Annotated in this window: 23 protein-coding genes and 1 riboswitch; of the genes, 11 read left to right on the top strand and 12 right to left on the bottom strand. The window is 71.0% G+C overall.

Annotation, left to right across the window (positions count from 1 at the left end; translation table 11 throughout):
• Positions 1-6: 6 nt before the first annotated feature.
• Positions 7-2,196: a glycogen debranching protein GlgX gene (gene glgX, locus ACZ4MU_RS04395; RefSeq protein ID WP_467872204.1), complete on the bottom strand. Its 2,190-nt coding sequence runs from the start codon at positions 2,194-2,196 to the stop codon at positions 7-9.
• Positions 2,197-2,412: 216 nt separating this feature from the next.
• Between glgX and ACZ4MU_RS04390 the strand changes: the two genes are divergently transcribed.
• The 6 genes from ACZ4MU_RS04390 (at position 2,413) to ACZ4MU_RS04365 (ending at position 9,172) form a co-directional block, all read left to right on the top strand.
• A complete protein-coding gene (locus ACZ4MU_RS04390; protein WP_467870797.1) occupies positions 2,413-3,669 on the top strand; it encodes a L,D-transpeptidase in 1,257 nt (418 codons plus the stop codon).
• Between the two features lie 258 nt (positions 3,670-3,927).
• Positions 3,928-5,178, top strand: coding sequence for a L,D-transpeptidase (locus tag ACZ4MU_RS04385; protein ID WP_467870795.1), 1,251 nt, complete (start codon positions 3,928-3,930; stop codon positions 5,176-5,178).
• Positions 5,179-5,261: 83 nt separating this feature from the next.
• Entirely contained in the window at positions 5,262-6,029 is a 768-nt protein-coding gene (locus tag ACZ4MU_RS04380; RefSeq protein WP_467870792.1) for an enoyl-CoA hydratase/isomerase family protein, read from the top strand.
• 117 nt (positions 6,030-6,146) lie between these two features.
• Positions 6,147-6,788 carry an ATP-binding protein gene (locus tag ACZ4MU_RS04375; RefSeq protein WP_467872202.1) on the top strand — a complete coding sequence of 214 codons (642 nt, stop codon included), beginning with the start codon at positions 6,147-6,149 and terminating at the stop codon, positions 6,786-6,788.
• Between the two features lie 396 nt (positions 6,789-7,184).
• A complete protein-coding gene (locus tag ACZ4MU_RS04370) occupies positions 7,185-7,991 on the top strand; it encodes a polysaccharide deacetylase family protein (RefSeq protein ID WP_467870790.1) in 807 nt (268 codons plus the stop codon).
• Positions 7,991-9,172 carry a YncE family protein gene (locus ACZ4MU_RS04365; RefSeq protein ID WP_467870787.1) on the top strand — a complete coding sequence of 394 codons (1,182 nt, stop codon included), beginning with the start codon at positions 7,991-7,993 and terminating at the stop codon, positions 9,170-9,172. Before ACZ4MU_RS04370 ends, ACZ4MU_RS04365 begins: the two co-directional genes overlap by 1 nt.
• 63 nt (positions 9,173-9,235) lie before the next feature.
• Here ACZ4MU_RS04365 and ACZ4MU_RS04360 read toward each other — a convergent pair whose 3' ends face one another.
• The 3 genes from ACZ4MU_RS04360 to ACZ4MU_RS04350 form a co-directional block, all read right to left on the bottom strand.
• Positions 9,236-10,447, bottom strand: coding sequence for a cytochrome P450 (locus tag ACZ4MU_RS04360; RefSeq protein ID WP_467870785.1), 1,212 nt, complete (start codon positions 10,445-10,447; stop codon positions 9,236-9,238).
• A complete protein-coding gene (locus ACZ4MU_RS04355; protein ID WP_467870782.1) occupies positions 10,444-11,160 on the bottom strand; it encodes a tRNA-dependent cyclodipeptide synthase in 717 nt (238 codons plus the stop codon). The genes ACZ4MU_RS04360 and ACZ4MU_RS04355 overlap by 4 nt, the downstream gene beginning before the upstream one ends.
• A gap of 188 nt (positions 11,161-11,348) precedes the next feature.
• Positions 11,349-12,005, bottom strand: a complete 657-nt coding sequence (locus ACZ4MU_RS04350) for a GNAT family N-acetyltransferase (protein WP_467870779.1) — start codon at positions 12,003-12,005, stop codon at positions 11,349-11,351.
• Between the two features lie 146 nt (positions 12,006-12,151).
• On the opposite strand from ACZ4MU_RS04350, the gene ACZ4MU_RS04345 reads away from it, so the two are divergent.
• On the top strand, positions 12,152-12,364 hold the full coding sequence (locus tag ACZ4MU_RS04345) for an EF-hand domain-containing protein (protein ID WP_467870777.1): 213 nt from the start codon (positions 12,152-12,154) through the stop codon (positions 12,362-12,364).
• 327 nt (positions 12,365-12,691) lie between these two features.
• Positions 12,692-13,294 carry an HIT family protein gene (locus tag ACZ4MU_RS04340; RefSeq protein ID WP_467870774.1) on the top strand — a complete coding sequence of 201 codons (603 nt, stop codon included), beginning with the start codon at positions 12,692-12,694 and terminating at the stop codon, positions 13,292-13,294.
• A 21-nt stretch (positions 13,295-13,315) separates the two neighbouring features.
• Here ACZ4MU_RS04340 and ACZ4MU_RS04335 read toward each other — a convergent pair whose 3' ends face one another.
• From ACZ4MU_RS04335 to gcvT, 8 genes are all read right to left on the bottom strand, one after another.
• A complete protein-coding gene (locus ACZ4MU_RS04335; protein ID WP_467870771.1) occupies positions 13,316-14,074 on the bottom strand; it encodes a hypothetical protein in 759 nt (252 codons plus the stop codon).
• 77 nt (positions 14,075-14,151) lie between these two features.
• On the bottom strand, positions 14,152-15,261 hold the full coding sequence (gene thiL, locus ACZ4MU_RS04330) for a thiamine-phosphate kinase (RefSeq protein ID WP_467870768.1): 1,110 nt from the start codon (positions 15,259-15,261) through the stop codon (positions 14,152-14,154).
• Positions 15,258-15,923 carry a (d)CMP kinase gene (locus tag ACZ4MU_RS04325; protein WP_467870767.1) on the bottom strand — a complete coding sequence of 222 codons (666 nt, stop codon included), beginning with the start codon at positions 15,921-15,923 and terminating at the stop codon, positions 15,258-15,260. The genes thiL and ACZ4MU_RS04325 overlap by 4 nt, the downstream gene beginning before the upstream one ends.
• 21 nt (positions 15,924-15,944) lie before the next feature.
• The gene (locus ACZ4MU_RS04320) at positions 15,945-16,622 is read right to left on the bottom strand and encodes an HIT family protein (protein ID WP_467870764.1); all 678 of its coding nucleotides are present in this window, start codon (positions 16,620-16,622) and stop codon (positions 15,945-15,947) included.
• A gap of 312 nt (positions 16,623-16,934) precedes the next feature.
• Positions 16,935-18,320 (bottom strand): L-serine ammonia-lyase, encoded by a 1,386-nt coding sequence (locus ACZ4MU_RS04315; RefSeq protein WP_467870761.1) that lies wholly within the window; start codon positions 18,318-18,320, stop codon positions 16,935-16,937.
• Positions 18,321-18,470: 150 nt separating this feature from the next.
• Positions 18,471-19,733, bottom strand: coding sequence for a serine hydroxymethyltransferase (gene glyA, locus ACZ4MU_RS04310; protein WP_467870759.1), 1,263 nt, complete (start codon positions 19,731-19,733; stop codon positions 18,471-18,473).
• A 27-nt stretch (positions 19,734-19,760) separates the two neighbouring features.
• Entirely contained in the window at positions 19,761-20,138 is a 378-nt protein-coding gene (gcvH, locus tag ACZ4MU_RS04305) for a glycine cleavage system protein GcvH (protein ID WP_467870756.1), read from the bottom strand.
• 69 nt (positions 20,139-20,207) lie between these two features.
• Positions 20,208-21,320 carry a glycine cleavage system aminomethyltransferase GcvT gene (gene gcvT, locus ACZ4MU_RS04300; RefSeq protein ID WP_467870754.1) on the bottom strand — a complete coding sequence of 371 codons (1,113 nt, stop codon included), beginning with the start codon at positions 21,318-21,320 and terminating at the stop codon, positions 20,208-20,210.
• Between the two features lie 143 nt (positions 21,321-21,463).
• A riboswitch (glycine riboswitch) is annotated at positions 21,464-21,585 on the bottom strand.
• Positions 21,586-21,712: 127 nt separating this feature from the next.
• On the opposite strand from gcvT, the gene ACZ4MU_RS04295 reads away from it, so the two are divergent.
• The 3 genes from ACZ4MU_RS04295 (at position 21,713) to ACZ4MU_RS04285 (ending at position 24,151) form a co-directional block, all read left to right on the top strand.
• Entirely contained in the window at positions 21,713-22,375 is a 663-nt protein-coding gene (locus ACZ4MU_RS04295) for an AAA family ATPase (protein ID WP_467870751.1), read from the top strand.
• A gap of 86 nt (positions 22,376-22,461) precedes the next feature.
• The gene (locus tag ACZ4MU_RS04290; protein WP_467870749.1) at positions 22,462-23,229 is read left to right on the top strand and encodes an enhanced serine sensitivity protein SseB; all 768 of its coding nucleotides are present in this window, start codon (positions 22,462-22,464) and stop codon (positions 23,227-23,229) included.
• A 124-nt stretch (positions 23,230-23,353) separates the two neighbouring features.
• A complete protein-coding gene (locus ACZ4MU_RS04285; RefSeq protein WP_467870746.1) occupies positions 23,354-24,151 on the top strand; it encodes an enhanced serine sensitivity protein SseB C-terminal domain-containing protein in 798 nt (265 codons plus the stop codon).
• Positions 24,152-24,509: the final 358 nt, after the last annotated feature.

Genomic DNA, 24,509 nt, shown 5'->3' with positions numbered 1-24,509 from the left:
GGGACGTCAGCCCGTCACACGCAGCACCTGCACCGACCGCGCCCCCACCGCCACCTCCGCCCCGCCCCGGTGGGCCCGCCCCGGCGCCCGCGACTGGTCCTCCGACGCCGTGTCCACCACGACCTCGTAGCCCTCGCCCCACGGCGGGCCCGGCACCACGAAACCCGCCGGGCGGGCGCCCGCGTGCAGAACGATCAGGAAACTGTCGTCCACCACCGGAGCGCCCCGGGCGTCGCGGCCTGGGATGTCGCGCCCCGAGAGGTACAGCCCGAGCGTGGCCGTCGGCGCGTACCAGTCCCGCTCCGTCATCTCCTCCCCGCGCGCGGTGAACCACGCCAGGTCCCGCAGCCCGTCCGCTCCCTGCGCCCGGCCGGAGAAGAACGCCCGCCGGCGCAGCACGGGGTGGCGGTGGCGCAGCGCCAGGAGGCGGCGGGCGAGCGCGAGCAGGCCGCGCGGCCCCGGCTCGTCGAGCAGGGACCAGTCGACCCACCCCACCTCCCCGTCCTGGCAGTAGGCGTTGTTGTTGCCCCCCTGCGTCCGCCCCATCTCGTCCCCGGCGACCAGCATCGGCACCCCCGTGGAGACCAGGAGGGTGGTCAGGAGGTTGCGGAGCTGGCGGCGGCGCAGGGCGTTGACGGCCGCGTCGTCGGTCTCGCCCTCCACCCCGCAGTTCCAGGACCGGTTGTCGTCGGTGCCGTCCCGGTTGCCCTCCCCGTTCGCCTCGTTGTGCTTGTGTTCGTACGACACCAGGTCGCGCAGGGTGAAGCCGTCGTGCGCGGTGATGAAGTTGATCGAGGCGTACGGGCGGCGCCCGCCCCAGGCGTACAGGTCGCTCGACCCCGAAAGGCGGTAGCCCAGATCGCGGACGTCCGGCAGCGCGCCCCGCCAGAAGTCCCGCACCGCGTCCCGGTAGCGGTCGTTCCACTCCGTCCACAGCGGCGGGAAGGCCCCGACCTGGTACCCGCCGCGCCCCACGTCCCAGGGCTCCGCGATCAGCTTCACCCGGCGCAGCACCGGGTCCTGGGCGATGACGGCCAGGAACGGGGAGAGCATGTCGACGTCGTGCATCGAGCGGGCGAGCGCCGCCGCGAGGTCGAAGCGGAAGCCGTCCACCCCCATCTCCGTCACCCAGTACCGCAGCGAGTCCGTGATCAGCCGCAGCACCTGGGGCTGCACCACGTGCAGGGTGTTGCCGCAGCCCGTGTAGTCCGCGTACCGGCGGGCGTCCGGCTGGAGCCGGTAGTAGCCCTTGTTGTCGATCCCGCGCAGCGACAGCGTCGGGCCGCGCTCGCCCGCCTCGGCCGTGTGGTTGTAGACGACGTCGAGGATGACCTCGATGCCCGCCGCGTGCAGCGCCCGCACCATCCGCTTGAACTCGCCGACCTGCTGCCCGGCCGTGCCGGACGCCGAGTAGGCCGCGTGCGGCGCGAAGTAGCCGACCGAGTTGTAGCCCCAGTAGTTGCGCAGGCCCCGGCGCAGCAGATGGTCCTCGTGGGCGAACTGGTGCACCGGCAGCAGCTCGACCGCCGTCACCCCGAGGCCGGTGAGGTGGTCGAGCGCCGCCGGGTGCGCCAGACCGGCGTACGTACCGCGCAGCTCCTCGGGAATCCCCGGGTGCCGCTTGGTGAAGCCGCGCACATGCAGTTCGTAGATGACCGAGTCCGCCCACGGCGTCTTGGGGCGGCGGTCGTCGGCCCAGTCGTCGTCGTCATGGACGACGACCCCCTTGGGGACGTACGGCGCCGAGTCCCGGTCGTCGCGGACCGTGTCGGCCACGTGCTGCTGAGGCCAGTCCCGTACGTGCCCGTACACCTGCGGCGGCAGCGCGAAGTCGCCGTCGACCGCGCGCGCGTACGGATCGAGCAGGAGCTTCGACGGGTTCCAGCGGGCCCCGGTCCAGGGGTCCCAGCGGCCGTGCACCCGGTAGCCGTACCGCCGGCCCGGCCGCACGCCCGGGACGAAGCCGTGCCAGATCTCATGGGTGAGCTCGACCAGCGGGAGCCGGGTCTCGTTGCCCGCCGCGTCGAACAGGCACAGCTCCACCGCCTCCGCCCCGCCCGCCCAGAGCGCGAAGTTGGTGCCCGCCACCCCGTCCGGCCCCACCCGGAACCGGGCCCCCAACGGGGTCGGTGTGCCCGGCCAGACCGGTGGCGGTGGCCCGGTGGAGCCGAGTCGGCGGTCGCGGTGCCCGTTCAGTTCCCGGCGCCCTTCCTCGCGTGGAGCGACTCGCCCCACCCCCCGCTCTGCCTCCTGCTCGGCTGCGCTCGACACCCCTCGGCCTCCCGCGGCTCGGCGCCTGGACGGAGCGCGGCGTCCCGGCCGCGGCTCTCCACGCGTGTCCTCGCAGGTGTTCTTCCCGTTACCCGGCTCGTACTCACGTTTCCCCGGGCGGGGCGCAGTCGTTGACCGGTCGTGAGATTCGTACTGAAGCGGGCAGGGGCGAGCACCGCGGCCGCCCTGGCGTGGGTGGGACTGACGGCGGCGCTGGTCGCCGGGGCGGCCGGGTGCAGCGGGAGCCATGTGGACATCGCCGGCGTCGACGGGGTCAGGGACGTCGTGGCGGGCAAGGCGCCCGCGCCCCGGGACACCATCCGGGTGACCCCGGACGACGGGGCCAAGGGCGTCAAGGCGGACGGGAGGATCGTGGTGCGGGTGCCCGACGGGCGCCTGGAGCGGGTCCGGGTCATGAAGGCCGAGGACGCGCAGCCCGAGGAGGTGCCGGGCCGGATCAGCGAGGACGGCCTCTCGTGGGAGCCGGCCGGGAAGGCGGCGGGACGGCTGGAACTGGCCGCCAAGTACACGGTGGACGCGGTCGCGCTGGACGGCCACGGCCACCGCCAGGCGCGGCACACCAGCTTCACCACGCTGGTGCCCGAGCACCGGTTCATCGGCTACTTCAAACCGGAGAACCGCTCCACGGTCGGCGTCGGCATGATCGTCTCGTTCAGCTTCAACCAGCCCATCGAGAACCGGGCGGCCGTGGAGCGCGCCATCAAGGTCACCGCACGCCCGCCGGTGCCGGTGGTGGGCCACTGGTTCGGTAAGGAGCGGCTCGACTTCCGGCCCCAGGAGTACTGGAAGCCGGGCACCCGGGTCACGGTCGACATGCGGCTGCGTGACGTCCCCGGCGCCCCGGGCGTCTACGGCGTCCAGGAGAAGCGGATCGGCTTCACCATCGGGCGCGACCAGGAGTCCCTGGTGGACGCCGAGGCGCACACGATGGAGGTGCGTCGCGGCGGCGAACTGGTCAGTACGGTCCCGGTCTCGGCGGGGTCGCCCAAGAACCCCACGTACAACGGCAAGATGGTGGTCACCGAGATGTTCGACGTGACGCGGATGAACAGCCGCACGGTCGGCTTCGGCGGGGAGTACGACATCCCGGACGTGCCGCACGCCATCCGGCTGACCGCCTCCGGCACCTTCCTGCACGGCAACTACTGGGCCCCCTCGGGCACCTTCGGCTCCAGCAACACCAGCCACGGCTGTGTGGGCCTGCGCGATGTGAAGGGCGGCAGCCCCGACACCCCGGCGGGCTGGTTCTTCGACCGCACGCTGGTCGGGGACGTGGTGGAGGTCGTCAACTCCCGGGACAGGACGGTCGCGCCCGACAACGGCCTCGGTGGCTGGAACCTGCCCTGGGCGAAGTGGAGGGCGGGCTCGGCGCTCTGACCCTTCCGCCACGGGCGGCCCGGCGCTCCGGCCCTCTCCCCGCCGGCCGGGCCCGACCCGTACACACCCCCGGTGACGTCGTGATGTCGTCCGGCGAACGCACGGGATCATTGGGACTGAACGGTGACATTCGCGTGGCGTCCCGTGCGCGTCCGGTGTGATTACCTAAGCAATCGTGTGCGCGCGAGGACGCGCACGGGGGTGTTTTTCAGTGCGGGCCGTGGCGCGATCCCGGCCGTGCGAGGGGAGAGAACTGTCGTGAACGGGCAGCACATATCGGGGGCTCCGACCAGAGCGGCGGGACGGCGGCGCGGCACGCCCGGTCTGCTGGCTCTGCTGCTGGGGGCGCTGCTCCTGCTGGTCTCGGCGTGCGGTGGGGACGACTCCGGTGGCGGGGACGGCAAGGGCAAGGCCGGTGCCGGCAAGGCGGCCGAGGACACCAAGGCCTCGGCCGCGGTGGTGACCGTGGCGCCCAAGGACGGCTCCGCCGACGTGGCGACCAGCGGCGCGCTGAAGGTCTCCGCTTCGCAGGGCAGGCTCACCGCGGTCGCGGTCGCGGACACCAAGGGCAACGCGGTGGCCGGGAAGATCTCCGCCGACGGCAGCGCCTGGACCCCGGACCAGCACCTCGCCTCCGCCACCAAGTACAAGGTGCACGCGGTCGCCAAGGACGACGAGGGCCGCGAGTCCGCCAAGGACACCACCTTCACCACGCTCGTCCCGAAGAACACCTTCATCGGCACCTACGCCCCCGAGGACGGCGACACCGTCGGCGTCGGCATGCCGGTGTCCATCAACTTCAGCCGCGGCATCACCAACCCGCAGGCCGTCGAGAAGGCCATCAAGGTGACGGCCGAGCCTTCGGTGCCCGTCGAGGGCCACTGGTTCGGCAACGACCGCCTGGACTTCCGCCCGGAGAAGTACTGGGCCGCGGGCACCAAGGTGACCGTCAAGTTCAACCTGGACGGCGTCGAGGGCCGCCCCGGCGTCTACGGCAAGCAGACCCGTACGGTGAGGTTCACCGTCGGCCGCTCGCAGGTCTCCACGGTGGACGCCGCCGCCCACACCATGACCGTCGTGCGCGACGGCAAGGTTCTGCGCACCATCCCGATCAGCGCCGGCTCCCCGGCCAACACCACGTACAACGGCCAGATGGTGATCAGCGAGAAGTACCAGGTGACCCGGATGAACGGCGCCACCGTGGGCTTCGGCGGCGAGTACGACATCAAGGACGTGCCGCACGCGATGCGCCTGTCGAGCTCGGGCACCTTCATCCACGGCAACTACTGGGGCGACCCCTCGGTGTTCGGCAACACCAACACCAGCCACGGCTGTGTGGGTCTGCGCGACGCGCGCGGCGCGGGCGACTCCTCCACCCCGGCGGCCTGGTTCTACGACCGTTCGCTCATCGGCGACGTGGTCGTCGTGAAGAACTCCAAGGACAAGCAGATCCAGCCGGACAACGGCCTCAACGGCTGGAACCTGTCCTGGGCGGAGTGGACGAAGTAGGACCCCGCGCGACCCGCGACGGACCCGGTGCTGTGACCAACGGCACCGGGTCCGCCGTCGTTAACGGCCACTAACCTGCTGCCATGACTGTGACCCTCGAAGTCCTTGAAGGCGTCGGCACCCTCCGCCTGGACCGCCCTCCGATGAACGCCCTGGACATCGCGATCCAGGACCGGCTGCGCGAGCTCGCCGAGGAGGCGGGCCGCCGTGACGACGTACGCGCCGTGGTGATCTACGGCGGTGAGAAGGTGTTCGCGGCGGGCGCGGACATCAAGGAGATGCAGGCGATGGACCACGCCGCCATGGTGGTGCGCTCCCGCGCCCTCCAGGAGTCGTTCACCGCCGTCGCGCGCATCCCCAAGCCCGTCGTCGCCGCCGTCACCGGGTACGCGCTGGGCGGCGGCTGCGAGCTGGCGCTCTGCGCCGACTTCCGTATCGCCGCCGACAACGCCAAGCTGGGCCAGCCCGAGATCCTGCTCGGCCTGATCCCGGGCGCGGGCGGCACCCAGCGGCTGTCCCGCCTGATCGGCCCGTCGAAGGCCAAGGACCTCATCTTCACCGGCCGGATGGTCAAGGCCGACGAGGCCCTGGCGCTGGGGCTGGTGGACCGCGTGGTCGCGGCGGACCAGGTGTACGAGGAGGCGCGCGCCTGGGCGGCGAAGCTCGCCCAGGGACCGGCGCTCGCGCTGCGCGCCGCCAAGGAGTGCGTCGACGCGGGTCTGGAGACGGACATCGAGACCGGTCTCACCGTCGAACGCAACTGGTTCGCCGGGCTGTTCGCGACCGAGGACCGCGAGCGCGGGATGCGCAGCTTCGTCGAGGAGGGCCCCGGCAAGGCCAAGTTCCTCTGACCGGCTTCCGGTCGGGCGGACCGGCCGTACACCCTGCGGGTGGATTAGCGTGGCCTTAAGCCAGCCTTAAGCGCGGCGGTCGGTGAACGCTTGGTGATCAGTTGATCGCGGGCCGTCATCGCAGCTCGCGGGCGGTACGGGCATGATCCACCGCCCTCGGCGCATGCTGAACGGGCCCCCCGGAACCTCTGGTTCCGGGGGCCGTTTTCCCCAGGAACGGCCCCGGAGGCGGCTCCGGGCGGCCATGATGGGGGCATGGCGGGGCTGGAGGGTGTGGAACAACCGCGGCAGCGCGGCGGCGCGACCGCGGCTCGGTGGTCGCCTGCCGTCGAGGACGAACGGGCGCTGAAAGCACTGGAGTTGTTCGGCAACCCGACGGACGAAGAAGTGCGGCTGCCGTCCCGGCCCGAGTCCGCGGCGACCGCGCGCCGGCTCACCCAGTGCGTGATACTCCGCCAGTGGGCGCTCTCCCCGGCCCTCGCCGAGCAGGCGATCCTGCTCGTCTCCGAACTGGTCGGCAACGCCGTGCGCCACACCGGCGCCCGGGCCTTCGGGCTGCGGATGCTGCGGCGGCGCGGCTGGATCAGGATCGAGGTGCGTGACCCCTCGCGCGGGCTGCCCTGTCTGATGCCGGTCCACGAGATGGACACCAGCGGGCGCGGCCTCTTCCTCGTCGACAAGCTCTCCGACCGCTGGGGGGTGGATCTGCTGCCGCGCGGCAAGACCACCTGGTTCGAGATGCGCGTCGCCGACCGCTGAGCGTCCCCGAACGCGCCGAAGCCCCCGTGCCGGCCGGATACGGCCTGCCCGCGGGGGCTTCTGCGGAGCGCCGCCGCGGACCGGAGGGGGTGTGATCCACGGCGACTGAGGACGACCGAGCTCGGGTCAATGAGGGGTCGTGTCTCCGACTATGGCAGACGGGGGGCCTTCACGCCAAAAGTCCTTACTCGGACAAACTTCCCCATACCCTGACAGTTTAGCTATGAATCGTAGGTGAGCTAGGGCACGCACCTTCCAAACACTGAATAGGTATGAGGATCGCTGAGTGATTCATCGAATGGGGTGCCTGATGCGGTGGCGTGTCCGGGCGACCCGTAAAGGTCCTGAAATGGGTCAATCATTACCTTCCGCCCTTCGGCGCACTTAAATGTCCATGTGCTCAATCCATCTCCCCGTGAAGTCGACCGCCGCAGCGCCCTGCGAGCCGGGGCGGGGGCCGCCGCCGCGGGGGCCTTCGCGGCCGGCTGCACGCACGACGAGGGCGGCGCCGGACCGTCCGCCGCCGCGACGCCCCCCGCGTCCCCCGCCTCCGCCCGCCCCGGTACCGTCCGCGCCGCTCCCGCCCCCCGCGCCTTTCCGGCCCAGCCCCCCGAGGTCACCCACGGCCCCCGCGACCGGCCGAAGGTGGCACTCACCTTCCACGGCCAGGGCGACCCCGAGGAGGCCACCGCCGTGCTCGCCGAGGCCGAACGGGCCGGCGCCCGGGTCACCGTCCTGGCCGTCGGCAGCTGGCTCGACGAGCACCCCACGATGGCCCGCCGCATCCTCGACGGCGGCCACGACCTCGGCAACCACACCCAGCGTCACATCGACATCTGCGCGCTCCCGGAGCGGGAGGCGTACGCCGAGATCACCGGCTGCGCGGACCGGCTGCGCCGGCTCACCGGCTCCATCGGGACCTGGTTCCGGCCCTCCCGTGCCCAGTACGCGACCCCGCTCGTCCAGCGACTGGCCCGGCGCGCCGGATACCCGCACGTGCTCGGTTACGACGTCGACTCGCTCGACTTCACCTCGCCCGGCGCCCCGGCCGTGACGCGCAACGTCACCGGGCGGATCCGCAACGGATCCGTGGTGAGCCTGCACTTCGGCTACGCGGACACGCTCGCCGCGCTGCCGGCCCTCCTCGCCGACCTCGACCGCCGCGGACTGCGCGCGGTGACCACCACGGAGTTGCTGACCTGATGCCGACCCCCACCAAGAGGACCGCCGCGCTGCTGTGCGGCCTGCTGCTCGCCGCGCTCGCCGGCTGCTCCTCGTCCGCGGACAAGGGCGGGAACGAGGCCCTGGGCACCAAGGGCGCCGCCCAGCCCGTGCCGAAGCAGGCCGTTCCCCAGGGCCTGCCCGGGATGCCGCCGGTCCTTGACCCCAAGGACGCCTACGCCGCGGACCGCCCGAACGCCCTCCAGCCGGCCGTGAAGAACTTCCTCGAACGCGTCTACGTGCCCAACACCAACTCCAACACCGTCTCGGTGATCGACCCCAAGACGTACAAGGTCATCGAGACCATCCCGGTCGGGCACCAGCCCCAGCACGTGGTGCCCTCCTGGGACATGAAGACCCTGTGGGTCAACAACGACCTGGGCGACAGCCTGACCGCCATCGACCCGGCGACCGGCAAGGCGGGCCGCACGGTCCAGGTCTCCGACCCGTACAACCTCTACTTCACGCCCAACGGCAAGTACGCGGTCGTGATGGCGTCGATGGACCGCGAGCTGGTGTTCCGCGAGCCGGTCAACATGAACCGGGTCAAGACCGTCCCGGTCCACTGCGCGGGCGTCAACCACGCGGACTTCTCCATGGACGGGCGCTACTTCATCGTCTCCTGCGAGTTCTCCGGCGAACTGCTCAAGGTCGACACGGAGAAGATGCAGGTCATCGCGCACCAGAAGCTGCCGTTCGAGGGGGCGATGCCGCAGGACGTGAAGATGTCCCCGGACGGGAAGACCTTCTACGTCGCCGACATGATGGCGCACGGCATGTGGGTCATGGACGGCGACCGGTTCAGCACGCCGACCCTGCTGCCCACCGGCAAGGGCTGCCACGGCCTCTACGTCAGCCGCGACTCCAAGGAGATGTACATCTCCAACCGGGGCGAGGGCACGATCTCCATCTTCGACTTCACCCGGAACAAGCTGACGAAGAAGTGGCGGCTGCCCGGCGGCGGCAGCCCCGACATGGGCGGGGTCTCGGCCGACGGCAAGGTGCTGTGGCTGTCGGGCCGTTACGACGCCGAGGTGTACGCCATCGACACCACCAACGGGCAGGAGATCGCCCGTATCCCGGTCGGCTCGGGCCCGCACGGCCTCGCGGTCTACCCGCAGCCGGGCCGGTACTCGCTGGGCCACACCGGCATCTTCCGCTGAGCCGGCCGGTCGCGTACGGACCGACGGCCGCCCCCGGGATGTCCTCCCGGGGGCGGCCGCGTCTCACCAGAGGACCGGGAGCCGTTCGGGCAGGCGCTTGATGAAACCGGTGCGCCACACCAGCTGTTCGGGCGGGATCGCGAGGCGCAGCCCCGGCAGCCGCTCCACCAGGACACCGAGCGCGATCTCCGCGTGGGCCCGGCCCAGGCCCGTGGCCGGGCAGAAGTGGCGGCCCGCGCCGAAGGAGAGGTGCGGGTTCACCTCGCGGTCCAGGTCGAGCCGTTCGGGGTCGGTGAAGACCGCCGGGTCGAAGTTGGCGCCCTCGACCAGGACGAGCACCAGCTCGCCCTTCCTGACCAGGACGTCACCGAGGCGCACGTCCTCGGTGGCCAGCCTCGGCAGACCGTCCCCGATGGACAGGTTCCAGCGCAGCAGCTCCTCCACAGCCCGGCCCATCCGCTCCGGGTGCGCCCGCAGATACTCGATCAGCTCCGGGTGCTGGAGCAGCGCGAGCACCGCGAGGACCAGGAACGCGGAGGTCGAGACGGCGCCCGCGCCGAAGAGCGAGACCGCGACCGTCGCCAGCATCTCGTCGGTGAGGTGTGCCGACTCCTCCTGCGTACGCAGCTCCGCGAGACGGCCCAGCAGACCGGTGCGCCGGTCCTCGGGCGCGTTGAGCCGGTCGACCATGTAGCCGAGGTCCTTGTACCAGTTGAGGCGGGAGCCCTCGAAGGCGTGCGGGCTGGTCATGAACGCGATGTCCAGACCGCTCATGAGCCGCCGCCGGTCCGCGAACGGCACCCCGATCACCTTGCAGTGCAGGGCCGCCGAGAAGGGGTCGGCGAACCCCGCCCGGAAGTCCACCGGCGGCCCCTCGGCGAGCAGGTCGTCGACGAACTCGTCCGCCCGCTCCCGCAGCCACTGGCGCAGCCCGTCGGTACGCGGGTTGAGCGCCCGCATCACGGCGCCGCGCAGCCCCGCGCTGTTGATGTTCCCCATGTTGTTGACGACCTCCGGGGGGATCGTCAGCGCGTACTGGCGCGGGGCGCCCGGGGAGGCGGTGTCCTTGAGGCTGAACCGGTCGTCCTCCAGGACGCTTCTGGCCAGCGCGTAGCTGCTCACCAGCCAGGCGGTGTCCCCGGTCATGGTGCGCACCCGGGCCACCGGCGTCTCGGCGCGCAGCGCGGCGCACTCCGCGGGGAGCACGTCGCCGCGCCGGCCGAGCGGGAAGGCGGGGAGCGTGCGGGTGGTGGTGTCCGTGCCGGTGGCGCTCACGCGGCGACTCCTCGCGGGTTCGGCAGCTGCGGGCGCACGACGGCGTACGCCTGGTTGCGGGAGGCGCGCAGGCCGCCGCCCCTGGCGTAGAGGAGCTCGGTGAGCGGGATCAGCGCGTGGTAGCAGGACACCGAGGAGGGGACCTGGAGGATGCCCGGGGTGTCGAGGAAGAACGGCAGCTCGGCGGCGATGTAGTCGAGGCAGGCGGCGGTCTGCGCCCGGCTCGGCCGTCCGCCGGCCTTTCCGGCCAGGAACGCGGCGGCCATGTCCTCGCAGCCGGCGCGGAACTCGCGGTCGGTCGCGAGGAAGTGCCGCACCCGGCGGTGGAGCAGGTCGTACACCGGGTTCCCCTCGAACTCCGAGAGGGCGTGGACCCCGACCGGGAGCCCGGCGCCGCCGGCCTCCTCGACGCCCCGCACGATCCTTCTGCGGACCGCCTTGAGCTCCTTGTCGGCCCGGCGGCGCGCGTGCTCGTCGTCGTAGCCGAGCGTGGTGAACATCCGGTCCACATGGCGGTCGGCGTAGACGAGGTCGACCCGGTCGAAGCGGGCTCGGGCCCAGCGGACGAGACCGGCGATGCGGTCGGCGCTGAAGTAGCTGTTTCCCGGGCTCACCCCGATGAGGACGTGGTCGCCCTCGTCCCAGATGAGCCGGCAGCTGCGGGTGAACGGCTGGAAGGTGAAGGTGGTGGTTGCTTCAGTGGTGGCAGTCACTCCTGAATCGCCCCAGCGCCGCGAGTCCCTGGGAGCCCTGTGCTCCTGGTGTGGCGGCGACAGCAAGAAGTTATCGCCCGGTGGCGGAGCGTAGGGAAGGGGGTCCCGGACTTTTGGCGAGAACTCGCCCCGCCGACATGCCGTGGGCGATGTTTGCCGTTGCCGTTGCCGTTGCCATTGCCGTGCGGTCAGTGCGCCACGAGCAGGGCCTCCGAGCCGACGGGGCGGTACCCGGCCGCCTGGAACGTCCGTACGCTGCGGGCGTTGCCCGGAGACTGCTGCGCCCAGACGACCTCCTCGGGCGCCAGATGCCGCGCCGCCAGCGCGAGCCGTACGCCGAGCCCGCGCCCCCGGGCGCGCTCGTCCACCTCGATCGCCGCCTCCCAGCGCCCGGCCACACCCCGCCCGAGCACCAGCACCCCGCCGTCCGCCGCCCACACCCGCACGTCGTCGCGGAACTTGTGGGCCCGCGCCACCCGGGGGTGGTCCGGATCGTGCAGCTCGGTCAGGGCGAGCGGCGGCTCGCCGGGCAGGGCGGACGCGCAGGTGAGGAGGTCGACGCAGTTCATCCGGCGCCCGGTTCGGGCCATCAGCGCGGCCAGGAACCCCGGGTTCATCGAGGCGCCGAGCGGATCGGCGTCGGTGGCGGCGAGCGTGTCCCGCACCCACGTGGGGTCCTCGTCCAGGAAGACCACCGAGTGCGCGGTGAACGCCAGCACGCCCGCGTCGCGCGGGTTCGGCTGGGGAACGACGGTCGTCGTCCCGTCGGCGGGCGGGAAGTGCCCGCGCGCGGCGGCGGCCAGGATGCCGCTCAGTCCGCTCAGTCCGCTCAGTTCCTGTTCCATGTCCCTGCCTTCTCTCGCACCCATCATCCGCCCCGTCATCGGCTTCGTCATCGGCCGTCCGCCGGGTCCCACCGCCGTACGGGGCGGGGCGGCGGGCCGGTTAGTCTGACCCCCGTCAAAAACGCACCAAGATAGGGGTGGACCCAGTGGCGGACATCGAAGAGGCCCGCAAGGCGTTCGCGCGGCTCGACGTCGACGGCAACGGCGAGATCACGGCGACCGAGTACAAGCAGGTCATGGCTCAGCTGGGCGACTTCCACGTCACCGAGACCGTGGCCCAGGCGATCATCAGGGCCAAGGACGCCAACGGCGACGGCAAGCTCTCCTTCGAGGAGTTCTGGGCGTCCCTCGACAAGTGACCCCCGACCCCGCCGGCCGGCCCGCCTCGACGCGGGCCGGCCGGTGACGTTCTCCGCCGGGCCGCGCGGCTCCGCCCGCTCGCGATGCGCCGCCCCCGCTGCGATTTCACCATGATCGATCGTGCGACCGGACCAACAAGAGTCCCGCACGCGACATTATAGGAAACGACTCAAAAATGAACGGGACAGAACTGTCCCAACATGAGTCGGGTCCCTCGATTTCACAAGCTCGCGATCGCCTCACCCGCTAGCGTTTCCCTGAGGACTTCGCTACCGTTCTGACACGTTACTCGCCGGTCGGCTTTCGCGCTCGCTCGGTGGGATGAAGTGAATAAAGAGGAAAAGGAGTGGGCGGTGCCTTTCTCATTATCACTGGGTCCGGCGGCAGGGTGGGGTCGTTTCGTACCTCATATTTTTTGCTGGGCCGGGCAGGACGGCAGCAGGGGGCGGCGTTCGGCCGGCTCTGGGAATGCGCAGGACGAGAAGTGCATCTTCTGCCGACGGGATCAGCCGGAGTTCAACCGCATCATGCGGGAGAACAAGACGTTCTTCGTCCGGTATGACAACTTCCCGGCCGCGGAGGGACATGTCGAGATCGTACCCAAGCGGCATGTCGAGTCCTTCTTCGATCTGACGGCGAGGGAGCTCAGGGACGCCTATTCCCTGATCCGGTCCGCGCAGGAGAACATCGACGGCCGGCACCATCCGGACGGATACACCATCGGGGTCAACGAAGGCCGGGCCGCCGGCCGGACCGTCGACCATCTCCATATCCATCTGATTCCCCGGCATTACGGAGATGTGGACGATCCGCGGGGCGGGATCCGCCGGGCGGTGCCGAACTGCGAGCCGGACTCCTGGACGGGTGAGCCGTGCTCCGCGGACGACGCGGCCGAGGGCCTCGCGGGCGCGCACCGGGGCCGGAGGTAGCCCGCCTCCCCCTGTCCGGCCCTAGATGTCGTCGAGACCGCCGTGACCGAGGCGTGAGCAGAGGGAGTTGACCTCGTGCCACAGGTCCGGGACGTCCAGGCCGTCGTGCCCGCGGCCGGCGTCCACACTGACGCACCCGCGAAAGGCGCCGGTCGCGCCCCGGATGGGGCTGGCGAAGACCGCGCCGCGGTGCCGGACGCGCTGGAACTCCTCCCAGCTGAGCCTCATGACGGACTCGGGTCCGTGCGCGGCCCGATGAGCCTCGAACCTCTCCCGGTCGGTGAGGGCGGCGGCCAGTTCCTCCACGTCGACCGACACCTCCGTATTGCGCTCCCAGCAGAGACCGACCACGCCCACGCCGCGGGGAGGCGCGAAAGTCCGGGTGGCCGGGGTGCTGCCGAGCCGATAGGTGGCGACGCGCTGGAGATATCCGTGCAGCGGGTGGCGGAGTGATCTGCGAACGCGCCAGACGTGGAGTCCCAGATCCTGCAATTCGATCGGCGGATGCGCGCGGATGGCGATCCCCACCATCTTTCCGTAGTGGGTGAGAACCTCCTGGCGAATGGCCGACCTGCGCTCGACCCTATTGCGTTCGGACAGCGCCTGGAACGGGGTGAAGGCTCCGAATATTCCGATCGTGCAGATCAGGATCACTATGAGGTACGGGCGACCGCCCGTTAATTCGGCCCAGAATTTACGCTCGGGGAAATCGTACTGACGGGCCACCATGCAGACACTGGCCGCGAGCAGGATCAAGCGATCCAGAAGCTTGGCCGACAAGGACCTCATTTCTTGATTGTAGGGTCGATTCCCGGTCGCGGCACCGACCGGTACCGCACTTCTTCGCGACTCCCGCGCTAATCCTCCACGGGCCCGGCGGCGAGGAGGCTGACATCCGCCTTCTGGTGCTTCCAGGCGACTCCCGGAAGCGGACGTGCGACCCCCGCGCGGTTGACGGACTCGGCTCTTCCGGTATCCGTCGCCCCGCCGACGACATGGAAGTCCAGCCCGGCCAGGTCGAACTCCGAGCGACAGGTGTCGAGGTCACCCGCGCCGAGGGTGAAGGCGAGCTGGAAGTCCGAGGACGCGCTCATCGCCAGCGCCAGCGGCTCGACGCCCATGAGGTCGGCGACCATGCCCACGGCGGGGTCCAGGGGAACGTCCTCCTCGATGACGCGGAACCCCACACCGCTCGCCCGCATGATCTGCTCGACGGTCGCCTTGAGGCCGTCCGAGGTGTCCTGGCAGGCCGTCGCATACGACTTCGCGCCGAGCAGCCGCCCCTCGGCGACGCGCGCCCGCGGGCGCTTCCAGGCCTGAAGCAGCCGGTGCTCGACCTCCTCGGGAAGGGCCTTCCCGAACGTGCTCCGACGGGGGAAGTAGGCGACGGCCGCGCCCAGGAGCCCGCAGGGCCCCGTGACGCACAGCAGGTCACCCGGGCGGGCGCCGCCGCGCATCAGCGCGGCCCCCGGTCGGCAGACGCCGAACGCGGTCGCGGAGAGGATGAGCCGTTCGGCGTTGCCGATGTCGCCGCCGACGTTCAGTGTTCCGCAGTCCGTGCACCCCTGGTGGATGCCCGCCATCACCTGCCGGAACTCCGCGTCGTCCACCTCGTGGGGATAGCGCACCACACTCAGCAGACCGATCGGGGTGGCTCCCATGGCGGCGATGTCGCTGACGTTGGCGACGGCCAGGTAGTAGCCGATGTCGAACCCCGAGAGCAGGCCCATCTCGTAGAGGACGAACTTGGGGCCGCGGACGTAGTCGGAGCCGACGACCAGGCTCATGGGCGAGCTCAGGTCGTAGACGGCGCAGTCGTCCTTGGCGTCCGCTCCCGCGGTCAGCCGGATGTGGAGTCCGTCCGTGTCGAGGCTCGTTCCCGACTGGCCGGTGAGGAAGGTGCTGATGAGCTGCTGCACCCGGGTCGGTTCGTCGGAGTACGCCGGCCGTTCCTCCCGGGCGTTCACGAGGAGTACCGCCGCAGCCCGTGCAGAGCGGCCTTGAAGACGGCCGGGGCGGGACTGTAGGTGGAGTCGATCTCCAGGGCGTTCGGCATGGCCCGGATGGCGTCGCGGTTCTCCAGGTCGCGTTCGGTCGCGGGACCGACGGCCGTGGAGCGGTCCTTGAGGTCCCGGTACTGGGCCCGGCGCCGCTCCCTGCGAACGGCCAGGTCCGCGGTGAGATACATGTGGAGCGAGGCCCGGGGGAGCAGGGTGACGGCGACGTCACGGCCGACCGCGACGATGTTCTCGTACTTCTCCACGATGTCCCGGTGCATCAGGAGGATTTCCCGGCGGCAGCCCTCGTCCTGGGCAATCGATTTCAGGTTCGTGTCGAGTGACGCGTTCCAGATCCGGTCGGTGATGTCCTCCCCCTGAAAAAGAACGCGATGGTGCTGGCAGATTCCCCCGCCGCGCCCCCGGTGGTGGACCTCCGGCTGGTGGACGAGGAGAGATCCCAGTTCTCGCCTCAGTCTTTCGACGGGTTCGTGGTTCAGGGCATAAGCCAGACTGCGATACGTGACGCCGGTATCCAGGAATGCCAGCCCCAGTTCCTCCGCGAGGCCGGTGGCCAGGGTGGTCTTGCCGCTGGCGGTCGGGCCGTCGATGGAAATGGATACACCGGACATGCGGGTTCCTCCGGGCTGCGTTCAGTTCGAGTGGGGATCCGTTTTCACGCGCCAGGCCGAGGTGAGCGCGACGGTTTCACGGAAGAGTTCCTTGCGGACGACGAGGGCGTAGTCCCACAGGGGATCCGCGATGCCGACGGTCCTCGCGACCCTGGAGCGGAGGTACTGGCGGGGCATGCCGCGCCGCGGCCGGTAGACCCGCGCTTCCTCGTCGTTCCGGCACATGAAGTACGGGACGTCGTCGAACTCGGCGAGCTGGTCCAGGTCGGTGAGGGCGGTGGACGCGAGCCCGTCGGCCAGGATGAGCTCGTTCACGCGCCGTCCGTCGACCGGCAGGATGTGCCAGTGGGCGTGGGATATGCAGGCGCTCGACTCCATGCCGGGGCACGACCCGTGTTCCAGTACCGTAAAAGCCCCGAAGGTTTCCCGGTACGCCGGTTCGAGCGTTCCCATGAATCCGCGGAGTTCTTCGCCGAAGTCCTTTATCAGCTGCGCGAAGCTGAAATAGTGATCCACCGGCAGGAGAAGGAGATGGCCGAGCGTCATCGGTGACAGATCGGCCATCAGCCGAAAATTCTCGGTCGCGCGGATGATGCGGCTCGGTGGCTCGCCCTCGTACACCATCGAGAACGTCGTGTCCTGGGCTCCCGCGAGTTCTTCGCAGAGGTCGGATCCGGCGCACTCGATCCCGCGCGGCATGTTCCACTCCTCGGCTTGTGGAGCAGGTGAGTCCTCGGACGAAGGCCGGAAAGACGGCGATAACGTACTGTAGTCGTCCGTAACGTGCAAGCGGAGTACGGTAATTGGCCAAACTGAACCGGCGGGTTCCGATCAATGGGTGATCGGCCATTCCGAGCAGCCGGGCGGGGGTCGCCCTTTCGTTCGGGAAGCGGAATCCGTCTCCTTTCTTGCATGGCGAAAGGCGGCGGCGAGGAGACCACAGGGGTCCTCGCCACCGCCTTCGCGGACAGCCGGGGCGCTGTCAGGGGACGTCGGGTGCGCTCACCGCCGTCAGCACTCGATGATGTTGACGGCCAGGCCGCCGCGCGCGGTCTCCTTGTACTTCACCGACATGTCGGCGCCCGTCTCCTTCATGGTCTTGATGACCTTGTCCAGGGAGACCTTGTGGCTGCCGTCGCCGCGCATCGCCATCTTCGCCGCCGTCACGGCCTTCACGGCCGCCATGCCGTTGCGCTCGATGCAGGGGATCTGGACCAGGCCGCCCACCGGGTCGCAGGTCAGGCCGAGGTTGTGCTCCATGCCGATCTCCGCGGCGTTCTCCACCTGCTCGGGGGTGCCGCCGAGGACCTCGGCCAGGGCGCCCGCGGCCATCGAGCAGGCCGAGCCGACCTCGCCCTGGCAGCCGACTTCGGCGCCCGAGATCGAGGCGTTCTCCTTGAAGAGCATGCCGATCGCACCGGCGGCCAGCAGGAAGCGGACCACGCCCTCGTCGTCCGCGCCGGGCACGAAGTTCATGTAGTAGTGCAGCACGGCCGGGATGATGCCCGCGGCGCCGTTGGTGGGGGCGGTGACCACCCGGCCGCCCGCCGCGTTCTCCTCGTTCACCGCCATGGCGTACAGCGTCGCCCACTCCATCGCGTGCGCGTCCGGGTTGCCCTCGGCGCGCAGCTGGCGGGCGGTGGTGGCGGCCCGGCGGCGGACCTTGAGACCGCCCGGCAGGATGCCCTCGCGGGACATGCCGCGCGAGACGCACGCCTGCATCACGCGCCAGATCTCCAGGAGCCCGGCGCGGATCTCGTCCTCGGTGCGCCAGGCCTTCTCGTTCTCCAGCATCATGGCGGAGATCGACAGACCCGTCTCGCGCGCCAGGCGCAGCAGCTCGTCGCCGGTGCGGAAGGGGTACTTCAGGACGGTGTCGTCGGGGACGATCGGGTTCTCCCCGGCGGCCCCCTCCTTGTCCAGGGCGGACTCGTCGACCACGAAGCCGCCACCGACCGAGTAGTACGTCTTCTCCAGGAGCAGGGCGCCCTCACTGTCGTACGCGAAGACCGTCATGCCGTTGGCGTGGTACGGCAGCGCCTTGCGGCGGTGCAGGATCAGGTCCTCGTCGAAGTCGAAGGGGATCTCGTGCGCGCCGAGCAGGTTGATCCGCCCGCTGGACTTGATCCGCTCCACCTCGTCGTCGGCGCTCTCCACGTCGACCGTGCGCGGCGAGTTGCCCTCCAGGCCCAGCAGGACCGCCTTGGGGGTGCCGTGGCCGTGGCCGGTGGCGCCCAGCGAGCCGTACAGCTCGGCCCGTATCGAGGCGGTGTGGGCCAGCAGGCCCTCGTTCTTCAGGCGGCGCGCGAACATCCGGGCCGCGCGCATCGGGCCGACCGTGTGGGAGCTGGACGGGCCGATGCCGATCGAGAACAGGTCGAAGACCGAGATGGCCACGGAAAAACTCCTTGGTGAGGTAGACGCCGTTGTCTGCCGGGTGGTGCAGAACGAGCAGGTGGAACGGGCGGTGCAAGGGTTCGGGGCACCGCACTCACTGTCCAGTGTGCGCGATGCCCCGAAGGTTCGTACGAACAAAAGGGTACGAAACTACTTCAGGCCGGGATACAGGGGGTGCTTGGCGGCCAGGGCGGAGACCCGGGCGGCGAGGGCGTCCTTGTCGAAGTCCGGCTTCAGGGTCTCGGCGATGATGTCGGCGACCTCACGGAAGTCGTCCGCGCCGAAACCGCGGGTGGCCAGCGCCGGCGTGCCGATCCGCAGGCCCGAGGTGACCATCGGGGGCCGCGGGTCGTTCGGGACGGCGTTGCGGTTGACCGTGATGCCGACCTCGTGGAGGCGGTCCTCGGCCTGCTGGCCGTCGAGCTCGGAGTCGCGCAGGTCCACCAGGACCAGGTGCACGTCCGTGCCGCCGGACAGGACCGAGACGCCGTGCGCGGTGACGTCGTCCTGGACCAGGCGCTCGGCGAGGATCCGGGCGCCGTCCAGGGTGCGCTGCTGGCGCTCCTTGAACTCCGCCGAGGCCGCGACCTTGAACGAGACCGCCTTGGCGGCGATCACGTGCTCCAGGGGGCCGCCCTGGAAGCCGGGGAAGACCGCGGAGTTCAGCTTCTTCGCGAAGTCCTTGTTCCGGGCCAGGATGATGCCGCCGCGCGGACCGCCGAGCGTCTTGTGCGTGGTGGAGGTGACCACGTCCGCGAACGGCACCGGGTTCGGGTGCAGCCCGGCCGCGACCAGACCCGCGAAGTGCGCCATGTCGACCCACAGCAGGGCCCCGACCTCGTCCGCGATGCGGCGGAACTCGGCGAAGTCCAGCTGGCGCGGGTACGCGGACCAGCCCGCGATGATCACCTTGGGGCGGTGCTCCTTGGCCAGGCGCTCGACCTCGGCCATGTCCACCAGACCGGCCTCGTCAACGTGGTACGGGACCACGTTGAACTGCTTGCCGGAGAAGTTCAGGCGCATGCCGTGGGTGAGGTGGCCGCCGTGCGCCAGGTCCAGGCCGAGGATCGTGTCGCCGGGCTGGGCGATCGCGAACAGGGCGGCCTGGTTGGCGGAGGCGCCGGAGTGCGGCTGGACGTTGGCGTACTCCGCGCCGAACAGGTCCTTGACCCGGTCGATCGCGATCTGCTCGGTCACGTCCACGTGCTCGCAGCCGCCGTAGTAGCGGCGCCCCGGGTAGCCCTCGGCGTACTTGTTGGTGAGGACCGTGCCCTGGGCCTCCATGACCGCGACCGGAGCGAAGTTCTCCGAGGCGATCATTTCGAGGGTGGACTGCTGACGGTGGAGCTCGGCGTCGACGGCGGCGGCGACGTCCGGGTCCAGCTCGTGGAGGGGGGTGTTCAGAAGCGACATCGGAAGATCAGTCCTTACGCCGGAAGGTCAGCTGCCTGCGAACGCGGTGTACTCGTCGGCGGAGAGCAGGTCGTCCGGCTCGCCCTCGACGCGCACCTTGAACAGCCAGCCGCCCTCGAACGGGGCGGAGTTGACCAGCGACGGGTCGTCGACGACCTCCTGGTTGGCCTCGACCACCTCGCCCGTCACCGGGGAGTACAGGTCGCTGACCGACTTGGTCGACTCCAGCTCACCGCAGGTCTCGCCCGCGGTCACCGTGTCACCGACCGCCGGGAGCTGGACGAACACCACGTCACCGAGCGCGTTGGCCGCGTGCTCCGTGATGCCGACCGTCGAGACGCCGCCCTCGGCGTCCGACAGCCACTCGTGCTCCTTGCTGTAGCGCAGCTGCTGGGGGTTGCTCATGAGCTGAATTCTCCTGTACGAGGGGGAGTGGTGGTGAACGGAAAAGTCATGCGGGGCGTGTGCGAGGGGTCACTTCTGGCGCTTGTAGAACGGCAGCGCCACGACCTCGTACGGCTCATGCGTACCGCGAATGTCCACGCCGACACCGGAGGTGCCCGGTGCGGCGTGCTCGGCGTCCACGTACGCCATGGCGATCGGCTTGCCCAGCGTCGGGGACGGGGCGCCCGAGGTCACCTCGCCCACGACCTCCCCGTTCGCGACCACGGAGAACCCGGCGCGCGGCACCCGGCGGCCCTGTGCCACCAGGCCGACCAGCTTGCGCGGCGCCTTGGCGGCGGCGCGCTCGGCGGCGGCCTCCAGGGCCGCGCGCCCCACGAAGTCGCCCTCCTTCTCGAACTTCACGACCCGGCCGAGCCCCGCGTCGAACGGGGTGAGCCCGGTGGTCAGCTCGTGCCCGTACAGCGGCATGCCCGCCTCCAGGCGCAGGGTGTCGCGGCAGGACAGACCGCACGGCACCAGGCCCGCGGCCTTGCCCGCCTCGGTCAGCGCCTGCCACAGCTTCTCGGCGTCGGCCGGGGCCACGAAGAGCTCGAAGCCGTCCTCGCCGGTGTAACCCGTACGGGCGATCAGCGCCGGGACGCCGGCCACGGTGCCGGGCAGGCCCGCGTAGTACTTCAGGCCGTCCAGGTCGGCGTCGGTGAGCGACTGGACGATGCCCGGGGACTCGGGGCCCTGGACGGCGAGCAGCGCGTAGGCGTCGCGGTCGTCGCGGACCTCGGCGTCGAAACCGGCCGCGCGCTCGGTGATCGCGTCCAGGACGACCTGGGCGTTGCCCGCGTTGGCGACGACCATGTACTCGCTCTCGCCGAGGCGGTAGACGATCAGGTCGTCGACGATGCCGCCGTCCTCCTGGCAGATCATCGTGTAGCGGGCGCGGCCCACGCCGATGGTGGCGATGTTGCCGACGAGCGCGTGGTCCAGGGCCTTGACGGCCTCCGGGCCGGTGACGGTGATCTCGCCCATGTGGGAGAGGTCGAAGAGACCGGCCCTGGTGCGGACGGCGTTGTGCTCGTCGCGCTCGCTGCCGTAGCGCAGCGGCATGTCCCAGCCGGCGAAGTCGGTCATGGTCGCGCCCAGCGAACGGTGCGTCGCGTCAAGGGCGGTGAGACGGGGGTTGCTCATGAGGGTGTGGCTCCCAGGGCATGACGGCGAGGACGATCCTCCCCATCTGTCATCGGAACCTGAGAGGTTCGCCGGGAGACCCGGCTTGCACCTTGGGTGGAGCCGCGCCGTCCGGGAACGCGCGACCCGCTTTTCAGATCTGCCTCATCCACGCGGTACGGGGCCTGAGAGATTCAAGGGAGGGACTTGCTCCTTCGGCGCCCCGCGATCCGCCCGGCCCTTTCGGGCCGTGGGGAACTGCCGGGGACTCTCCCGCGTGGATTCAAGCGGCCGGTATGCAGTTGGCGGGCACATCATTGCACGGGTCCGCGGAACGGCACATCACTCAGCTCTCATTACCATCTCTTTACGTACATTGGGGAAGGGTCGCACGACCCGGCAAGGGGGGACCGATGACGGTGCACAGGCACACGGCGGCGAAGGCCCGCTCGGCGGTGCCCGCGCAGCGCGCCACGGCGCCCGGTGCGGCGCCCGTGGTGCGGGACCTGCGCGGGCGCGCCGGACGTGCCCCGCGCACGCTTCGGTTCGCGGCGGGCGACGTGGTGGTGGTCTCCGGGCTGCCGGGCAGCGGCAAGACGACCCTGCTGCGGCAGGCGGCGCCCGGTCTCGGCATCGACTCCCAGGACACCCGCAGGGCCTGGGAGGCCCGGCTGCCCGGGGTGCCGTACGCGCTGTACCGCCCGGTGGCCCGCGTCGCCCACTTCCTGCGGATGCACCGGGCCCTGCGGGCGGGCGAGGGCCTGGTCGTGCACGACTGCGGCACCCACGCCTGGGTGCGCTGGTCGTTGGCGCGGCGGGCGGCCCGGCGGGGGCGCGCCCTCCATCTGGTGCTGCTCGACGTCTCGCCCGAGGTGGCGCTCGCGGGCCAGGCCGCGCGCGGCCGCAGGGTCTCCGCGTACGCCTTCGCCCGCCACTGCCGGGCGGTGCCGCGCCTGATCGCGGCGGTCGCGGCGGGCCGCCTCCCCAGGGGGGTCGCGTCGGCGGTCCTGCTGGACCGGGAGGCGGCGAGGACGGTGGACCGCATCGCTTTCGGCGAGCCCCCCGGCCGGGGCTAGAGTTTCCGCGCGGGGACGGTTTCCGCGCGGGGCACGCGCGAGCGGCCCCGTACGGCCCGCAGTCACCCGCAGATGAAGGACGGCATATGAACTTCCCGCACCCGCTCCCGCAGGGCGGCGGCGGCTGGCCGGGCAACGAGCTGGAGGAGGCCCTGGCGGCGGCGCTGGGCAACCCCACGGCGGGCCCCCGCCTGATAGAGGTGATGGGCCGCAACCCCGTCTGGGTGCCGCTCCCCAACGGCGGCGGCCAGGACAGCCGGGACCTCGATCTGCCCACCATGGAGATCGACGGCGCGCCGTACGTCCCGGTCTACAGCTCCGAGCAGCAGTTCCTCCAGTGCGTCGGCCCGCACATGTCGTTCGCGATCGCGCCGGCCGTGGAGTTCGCCCGGGGTCTGCCGCCGCAGCTGGGCATCGCGCTGAACCCCGAGGGCGCGGTCGGCGTACCGCTGCCGCCGCCCGCCGTGGCCGAGCTGTGCCGGACCGGGCGCACCGCCCTGGACGGCCCCGCCACCGGCGCCCGGGTGCGGCTCTTCGAGCCCGACTGGCAGGAGGACCCGGTGGACTTCCTGGCCGCCGCCTCCGCCGAGTTCGAAGCCATCGGCGTGGTGCGCACCGCCCGCCGCGCGCTCGCCTCCATCGAAGGGGACGAGCCCACGCTCTTCATCGGGGTGGAGTTCTCCACCTGGGACGGGGCCGGGCGCAACGCCCCCATGGAGGCGCTCGGCCGGGCGCTGGGCCGCGTCCCGGTGGGCTGGCCGGTGAACCTGGTGCTGCTCGACGTCGCCCAGGACCCGGTGGGGGACTGGATGCGGGACCGGGTGCGCCCCTTCTACACGCGCCCCGCCCTCTAGTCCGCCCACGCGCGGGCCGCCGCGCCGCCCTCCCGCATAAGCTGGTTCCATAATCCGTAGAACCCCCACGGCCGCCCGCCTGTGCACCGGCGCCGCGGGGGACCGAAGAGGGGCGGGACCCAGGGTGAGTGCGTCAGGCACCGCGGCGGCCGGGCAGGTCGAGCACATGCTGCGCCAGGTGGCCCCCGGGCGCTACGACGCGTACGAGGCGCTGCTGCACGCCCTCGCCGATCCCTCCTCCGGCCGGCTGTGGATGCTGCTGTGGCACGGCGGCCCCGGCGCCCCCGACGCGCAGTACGGGAACATGGAGATCGACGGGGTGGCGTACGCACCCTGTGTGACCTCCGCCCAGGAGCTCTCCGCCAGTGGCTGGAACCGGGCCCACGAGGTGGTCACCGGCCGGGACATCGCGCGCGCCCTCTACCCCGACCGGTACGGGATCTGGCTCAACCCGCACGCCCCCGGCGGCGGGGTCGGCATCCCGTGGCCCGACCTGCGCCGGATCGCCACGGGCCTGGACCGGATGCCCGCGGGCCCGCTGCGGATCACCGAACCGGCCGTGGAGATCCCGCAGTTCTACGCCCTGCTCACGCAGCACGCGCACCGCACCCCGGCCGTGCGGGCGCTGCGCCGCGCCTGGGTGCAGCCCGCGCTCGGCACCCCCTACCTCGCCATCGGCCTCGACCTCTACGACACCGGGCCGCACTCCGTCGACGCGGTGCGCGCGATGATGCAGCAGTCGGTCGCCGCCGTCCCCGAGGGCCTGCCGGTCTCCACGGTCGCCCTCTCCGACGAGTACGACCCGGTCGGGATGTGGCTGCGCGCCAAGGGGCGGCCCTTCTACGACCGCGAGGCGCACGCCGCCCCGGCGGCCCCGGCGAGCGGCTACGGCTATCCGCCGGCCGCCCCGCGCGCCTACTGACCGCGCCCCCGCAAGTCGCACAAGCCGCACACGCCCCACCCGTACCCAACCGCCGGCCCTGTCCCGGTTGTCACCGACTGGTCCACCCAATTCGCCAGTTCATCAGGGCAGTTGGGCGACATGACCGATCTGGTCGGTTAGTGCCTGACTGGTCCGCTCAGACGATCACGACGTCCGCATAACGGAAGTCATCTGACCGCATCACGTTTAGGCAACCATTCACCGTCAGGTCTGGCGGGTGATCGCGAACGCGTTGAAGACTCCCGGCTAACAAGGGCCGGTTGGCCCGTCGCAGATCACCGCACCACCTGATGGAACAAGCCGCCACAGCGGCTGGTACGGGCCGGCCAACCGCCGG

It is taken from the genome of Streptomyces sp. NPDC026377 (genome assembly GCF_055567715.1).
The sequence above is the reverse complement of the archived record's forward strand: the minus strand, read 5'-3'. Positions and strand labels throughout refer to the sequence as shown.

What these genes read in the sequence shown, in the direction of transcription:
- ACZ4MU_RS04380 (WP_467870792.1), top strand. Translation starts at nt 5,262, where the DNA reads ATGACTGTGACCCTCGAAGTCCTTGAAGGCGTCGGCACCCTCCGCCTG.
- ACZ4MU_RS04365 (WP_467870787.1), top strand. Translation starts at nt 7,991, where the DNA reads ATGCCGACCCCCACCAAGAGGACCGCCGCGCTGCTGTGCGGCCTGCTG.
- ACZ4MU_RS04350 (WP_467870779.1), bottom strand. Translation starts at nt 12,005, where the DNA reads ATGGAACAGGAACTGAGCGGACTGAGCGGACTGAGCGGCATCCTGGCC.
- ACZ4MU_RS04325 (WP_467870767.1), bottom strand. Translation starts at nt 15,923, where the DNA reads ATGTCCGGTGTATCCATTTCCATCGACGGCCCGACCGCCAGCGGCAAG.
- ACZ4MU_RS04320 (WP_467870764.1), bottom strand. Translation starts at nt 16,622, where the DNA reads ATGCCGCGCGGGATCGAGTGCGCCGGATCCGACCTCTGCGAAGAACTC.
- glyA (WP_467870759.1), bottom strand. Translation starts at nt 19,733, where the DNA reads ATGTCGCTTCTGAACACCCCCCTCCACGAGCTGGACCCGGACGTCGCC.
- gcvH (WP_467870756.1), bottom strand. Translation starts at nt 20,138, where the DNA reads ATGAGCAACCCCCAGCAGCTGCGCTACAGCAAGGAGCACGAGTGGCTG.
- gcvT (WP_467870754.1), bottom strand. Translation starts at nt 21,320, where the DNA reads ATGAGCAACCCCCGTCTCACCGCCCTTGACGCGACGCACCGTTCGCTG.
- ACZ4MU_RS04295 (WP_467870751.1), top strand. Translation starts at nt 21,713, where the DNA reads ATGACGGTGCACAGGCACACGGCGGCGAAGGCCCGCTCGGCGGTGCCC.
- ACZ4MU_RS04290 (WP_467870749.1), top strand. Translation starts at nt 22,462, where the DNA reads ATGAACTTCCCGCACCCGCTCCCGCAGGGCGGCGGCGGCTGGCCGGGC.